The 5,638-nt window shown below is 54.7% G+C and carries 6 protein-coding genes and 1 pseudogene; 4 read left to right on the top strand and 3 right to left on the bottom strand.

Annotated features, from left to right (window positions below; all coding sequences use genetic code 11):
* The 4 genes and pseudogenes from ACFDSS_RS09685 to ACFDSS_RS09670 form a co-directional block, all read left to right on the top strand.
* A pseudogene (locus tag ACFDSS_RS09685) lies at window positions 1-182 on the top strand (conjugal transfer protein TrbG); the annotation flags it as partial.
* Between the two features lie 2 nt (window positions 183-184).
* Window positions 185-1,615, top strand: coding sequence for a TrbI/VirB10 family protein (locus ACFDSS_RS09680; RefSeq protein ID WP_375255548.1), 1,431 nt, complete (start codon window positions 185-187; stop codon window positions 1,613-1,615).
* 26 nt (window positions 1,616-1,641) lie between these two features.
* The gene (locus tag ACFDSS_RS09675) at window positions 1,642-2,592 is read left to right on the top strand and encodes a CpaF family protein (protein ID WP_375255547.1); all 951 of its coding nucleotides are present in this window, start codon (window positions 1,642-1,644) and stop codon (window positions 2,590-2,592) included.
* A 400-nt stretch (window positions 2,593-2,992) separates the two neighbouring features.
* Complete coding sequence (locus ACFDSS_RS09670) at window positions 2,993-3,931, top strand: aldo/keto reductase (protein ID WP_072629850.1); 939 nt, start codon at window positions 2,993-2,995, stop codon at window positions 3,929-3,931.
* Here ACFDSS_RS09670 and ACFDSS_RS09665 read toward each other — a convergent pair.
* The 3 genes from ACFDSS_RS09665 to phoU all read right to left on the bottom strand — a co-directional run.
* Window positions 3,928-4,155: a hypothetical protein gene (locus ACFDSS_RS09665; RefSeq protein WP_139292098.1), complete on the bottom strand. Its 228-nt coding sequence runs from the start codon at window positions 4,153-4,155 to the stop codon at window positions 3,928-3,930. The two genes, ACFDSS_RS09670 and ACFDSS_RS09665, sit on opposite strands and share 4 nt — an antisense overlap.
* Before the next feature lie 163 nt (window positions 4,156-4,318).
* Window positions 4,319-5,008: a phosphate regulon transcriptional regulator PhoB gene (gene phoB / locus ACFDSS_RS09660; protein WP_072629781.1), complete on the bottom strand. Its 690-nt coding sequence runs from the start codon at window positions 5,006-5,008 to the stop codon at window positions 4,319-4,321.
* Between the two features lie 13 nt (window positions 5,009-5,021).
* A partial coding sequence (gene phoU, locus ACFDSS_RS09655) for a phosphate signaling complex protein PhoU (RefSeq protein ID WP_375255546.1) occupies window positions 5,022-5,638 on the bottom strand: 617 nt, incomplete at its 5' end.

The following is a 5,638-nucleotide window of genomic DNA, read 5'->3' as shown; positions in this document are numbered from 1 at the left end:
AAAACGGACGCCAACCCGCCGTCTTCAAAGCAGACGAGCAAGGCCGGGAGCGCACTGTGAACTGGACCCAGCAAGGCAACACAGTTCGGGTGCTTGGCATCAACCAGTTCTGGACCTTGCGGATTGGCGACGAGGCCATCTGCGCTTTGCGCGATAACAGCGCAATTTATGTGAGCAACTGAACATGTCAGATGAGAACACACCCGACCTTCAGGATCGCCTCAGCACGTTTAGCCAGAAGGGCAAAGCCAAACGCCGTGGCGGTAATATCGGTGTCGGGGCATTGGCGATCGCGCTCGCGCTTGGCGGCGGTGGTGCTGCCTACTTTCTGGCGACAAATCTGCAAGAAGGAACAGAAGGCCTAGAAACCTCTGACGTTGAGACCTTTCAGGATCAACGCACCGGAAATGGTGGCAGATTAGAATTCCCACCGGATGAAGCGGAACAGCAGGTTAATGATGCACTGATCGCGGTTGAAGAGGCACTCGATGTTCCGTCCCCTGTCCCAGCTGCAGAACCCAGTGCCGCAGTGCTCGAAGAAATCGCAAAACTAAGGGAAGCTCTTGCCGCCAGCCAATCGGCCCGCAACGCCGAAATCCAAGAAGCTGTCTCAGATCTGCGAGAAGCATTCCAAGTCCAGACAGACGCGCTTGAAGCCTCCATTGCTGCCAAAGATACCGAGATAGAAAACGCGCAGCGGCAGAGCGAAGCACGTTTGGCAGGACTACAAGCGATGTTGGATGCAGAACGTGCGCAGCGCGAAGGGCTCGAGGCAGAGATGGCACGCGATGGATTGATTGCAGATCAGCGGTTGCTCGAAGAACGCCAACGCCAGGAAGAAGAGCAGCGTCAGCGCGAAGTGGAGCAGGCCGCCCAAGAACTGCTAAACGCGCAGATCGTCTCTCCCTCGGTCGTTTATGCGGATGGCCCGCGGTCCACATCCGCTGGCGGAACAAATCCCACTGCTGCATTGGCAGGAGCGGATGGACCAACCCTGTCTGAAAACGAGCAGTACTTGCGACAAGGCGCACGGCCGTTGGACGTGCAAGAAGCGTCCCAAATGGCCTTCCCAGAGCGAACGCTTTCACAAGGCTCTGTCATTCAAGCTGCCTTGCAAACAGCAATCAACAGCGACCTGCCCGGCTCTGTTGTGGCGGTTGTGTCTGAACCGGTGCCTGCGTTTTCTGGCGATCAGATCCTGATCCCGCGCGGCTCCCGCCTTTTTGGCCAATACCGTTCCGGAATTGAGTTGAACCAAAAACGCATCCTGATCCTTTGGACACGCGTTCTGACCCCCGATGGGACGTCGATAGAAATCGCCTCCGTTGGAGGCGACCAGCTTGGACGCTCTGGGTTAACTGGGATCGTCGACACAAAGTTCGCTGAACGCTTTGGTGGCGCGGCTCTGATCTCGCTCATTGGCGCAGCACCTGCTGTCGCCGCAAACAGTACCGACAATGAAATAGCCAGCGAAGTACTTGAGGGGGTTTCTGGTGACCTCGAAGATGCCGTGGGATCTGTGATCGCTGAGCAAGTCTCGATCTCACCCACTATCTATATTGATCAAGGTGCATCCGTGACCGTCCTCGTCGACCGCGATGTGGTGATCTATTGAGCCAATCGCCCCTGCCTGCGTCATACTTGGAGCGATATCTTGAACCGTTTCGGGAGCTGCTACTGCGCGACGACATCGTCGAGATTGCAATCAATCCTGATGGCAAAGTCTGGATCGAAGCCGCAGGTGACGCGGCAATGCGTCATGAAGGTCAAATCGTAGACCGCGCCACGGCATTCAATTTGGCACAGACAATCGTCGGTGATGCCAATGCCCGCGTGTCAGAGAAAAACCCACTGGTATCCGGAAAAGTTGAATACGGAGGCCGCCCGCTGCGCGTTCAGGTCGCGGTTCCACCTGCCATTGAACAGGGCGCTTCGATCACAATCCGTTTGTTCGCAACTGCGGGCGTCACGGGGTACACACCATCCTATCTTTTTGGCAAAGCTGTTTCGCTCGACCAGTTGAGAGCTGAAAAGATGAAGGGCATTGCCAACCAAGCTGAAGAGAACCTTGAAGCAGCGTTGGAGGCCCTAGTACATCAAAGGCTCAATGTCTTGATCAGTGGTGGCACGTCGACAGGCAAGACCACCTTTGCCCGACATCTCCTTACTCATGTCGATGATGGCGAACGGCTAATCACGATTGAAGATGCGTTTGAACTGTTCCCTAGCCAACCCAACACCGTAGCCCTGCTGGCAAGTCGCGGCACTGGCACACAGAGAAGTTCGAACGCGCTTTTGCAAGCTTCTTTGCGGATGCGCCCTGACCGAATTATCGTTGGGGAACTGCGCGGGGACGAAGCCTTGACCTATCTTGAAGCGATCAACACCGGACACGGCGGGTCAGTCTCAACCATCCATGCGGAAACAGCTGAGCTCGCAATAGATCGTTTAGCAATAATGGTCTTGCAGGCTGGTACACCGCTGACCTTCGCCGAGGTGCGGCAGTACATTCAGAAGTCGATCGATGTTATCGTCCAACTGGGGCGGGCAGATGGCAAACGCGGAATCGCTGAGTTTTATTTGCCCAACTAGAATCGATTAAGCGCGACGGTTACAGCTATTCACTGTATCAATTTACAGAATGCGGGACCAAGTGACATTTCGCTGCGGTTGCGCGGGTAGCTTAATTGGTGCGCTTAGTGGATCTACACTATGGACTACACACAAGTAGCACACTCCCATCGTTTAAGGCCCCGGCGTATCGGGATAATCGGTCCACTCCTCCATTGGTGAGGACGCGGATAAATAATTCGAAAGTATAACTGCGAACAATGCTGGCGCCGAGCTCATTTGATGATCCGCCATTCGACGCGCAAACTACGCAGAGGCCTACTAATGTGGGATTTGACCGACTTCTCTCAACGACGTCATAGAACCGTCATGCAATGGGCCTATAAGTCACTACGGTATCACCTTCGTCGGAGTGTTTCAGTTGACAGATTTGCACGCGATAGCGGGCTCAAACCTTTCGCCGCTTTGCTTTGGGTGTATGCAATTCGGCGGCACGTCTGATGCAGTCGCGAGCCAGGCTATGTTTGAGGCATGCCTTGGTAACGACATAAATTTCTTTGACACAGCACACACTTACAATGGTGGACTTTCGGAGCGATTTTTAGGGAAATTTATAAAGCAAGATCGTGAAAACCTGATCATAGCAACGAAGGCAGGCTATACAGGCGGTAGCGGCGGCGACAACATCTTGAAACAGTTTGATGAAAGCCGGTTACGGCTGGATCTGGATACGATCGACATTCTCTATTTGCATCGGTGGGATGCAGAGACACCTCTACTTGAAACTTTCGAGACTTTGTCTCGCCTTAAGGAAACGGGCAAAGTTCGTTATATTGGCGTGTCCAATTTTGCAGCATGGCAGGTGATGAAGGCGCAAGGGGTTGCAAATTTGGTCGGCACGCGGATTGATATTATCCAGCCTATGTATTCACTGATCAAACGTCAGGCCGAGGTAGAGATATTCCCGATGGCGCTTGGTGAGGAGATTGCAGTTGCACCCTATTCTCCTCTTGGAAGCGGCCTGCTGACGGGCAAATATCTGTCTGGCGGAACAGGGCGGCTTTCTACGGATAAACGCTACGCTGCCCGGTATGGACAGGATTGGATGGTTGACACCGCGCAACGTTTGTCAGGGATCGCGATTGAAATGGGCATTGACGCGGCGACGCTTGCTGTGGCGTGGGCGGCGCAACACACTGCGGTGACGGCACCCATCATCAGCGCGCGCAGTGTCGCGCAATTGCAGCCCTCACTGGAAGCTGGGAACCTGACATTGACTGATGAGGAATATGACCGCATCGAAGCTCTGTCTGTGCGGCCCGCACCTGCGACGGATCGATTGGAAGAAGCGGTGTTTTAAGCGGGATTCGTCAAAGAACCTTCCCAATGTTCCCCCATCGCGACAATACAGGATGTGCCGTTTGCATAGTTCTGAACAATCACCCAATCGCCATTGCGCACAGTGACCCACACCTCAAGCATTGTCTCCGGGTCGCGCAAGCCCATCCCCTGGCGCTTGGCCCCTCGGGTTTCCTTCAATGTCTTGATCATTCGGGTGCTGTCATCACAGATTACATCAGACATCCGCGCCTGTGTATGCGTCGGGATGGCCAAACTGATACAAAGAAAAATCGCACACCGGCTGATCATTGTAAAACCTCACTGCTCTGAATCTAGAGAGTAACAGTTTTATGACACGCTGTGGATAAAATTTCCTGAACTGGTCGAAATCGCCTGTCTGCTTGGGCTAGCCAAGCGCATATCCTACGCCACGCACTGTCCGAAGCGGATCGGCACCGCCATACTGTAATAGTGCTTTTCTCAGACGTCCAATGTGGACATCTACCGTGCGGGTATCGACGTATAGATCCCGCCCCCATACACGGTCGAGCAACTGCTCACGGCTCCAGACGCGGCCGGGTTTTTCCATGAACGTGGTGAGCAGCCGGAATTCCGTCGGCCCCAGCTTGAGCTCGTCTTTGCCGCGTGTGACTTTGTGCGTCTCACCGTCCAGAATAATATCGTCAAATGCAAGTTGTTGGCCAAGCGAAGAGGGCCGCACGCGGCGCAGCTGGGTACGCACCCGCGCCATCAACTCGATTACCGAATAGGGTTTGACGACATAGTCGTCCGCGCCGGTTTCCAGCCCGCGCACTTTGTCCACTTCTTCAGAGCGCGCCGAAAGCATGATCACCGGAGTAGAGCGTGTCTCTGGCTTGCTCTTGATGCGTCGGCAGACTTCGATGCCGGACATGTTGGGCATCATCCAGTCCAGCACAATGATGTCTGGCGCATCCTCGGCGATGATCAAAAGAGCTTCTTCCCCGTCTCTCGCACGGCTTACCGCAAACCCTTCGGCTTCCAGATTATAGGCCAGAACTTCCAACTGGGCCGGCTCATCCTCTACGACCAAAACACGGGGCTGATCAGTGGACATCTGGCAGGTCTCCTTAGCTTGGCAATGATGTTTTGTCGCCTTTGGCGCGCGCCTCGTCTGGGATCGCGCCGGTAACAAGGTAGACAACCTGTTCGGCGATCGAGGTCACGTGGTCACCCATCCGTTCAATATTTTTGGCGATAAAATGCAGGTGCATACAGGCGGTGATATTGCTGGGATCTTCCATCATAAAGGTCAGGAATTCCCGGAACAGGGCATTATACATTTGATCGACTTGGATATCGCGGTCGATCACATCCTGAGCCAGTTCGGCATCCCGAGCGACATAGGCATCCAAGGCGTCTTTCAGCATCCCTTCGACCTCTTTGGCCATACGGCGCAAGGCACCCGCACTGCCATTCACAGGCTCCATTTGGGACAGGACGCCCGTGCGTTTGGCGAGGTTTTTGGCGTAATCCCCAATGCGCTCTAAGTTGGCACTCACTTTGATGACAGAGAGCACGACTCGCAGGTCAATGGCCGCAGGCGCACGCAAGGCGATCACACGCGCGGCCTCTTCGTTGATAGTTTCTTCAAGGGCGTCAATTGCTTTGTCCGCGACGCGCACCGCTTCCGCGCGCTCTTCGTCGCGGGTCTCAAGGCTGATCGCGGCCTCGAGGATGGCATTTT

It is taken from the genome of Yoonia sp., assembly GCF_042093035.1.
In the GTDB taxonomy this organism is placed as follows: domain Bacteria; phylum Pseudomonadota; class Alphaproteobacteria; order Rhodobacterales; family Rhodobacteraceae; genus Yoonia.
The sequence above is the reverse complement of the archived record's forward strand: the minus strand, read 5'-3'. Positions and strand labels throughout refer to the sequence as shown.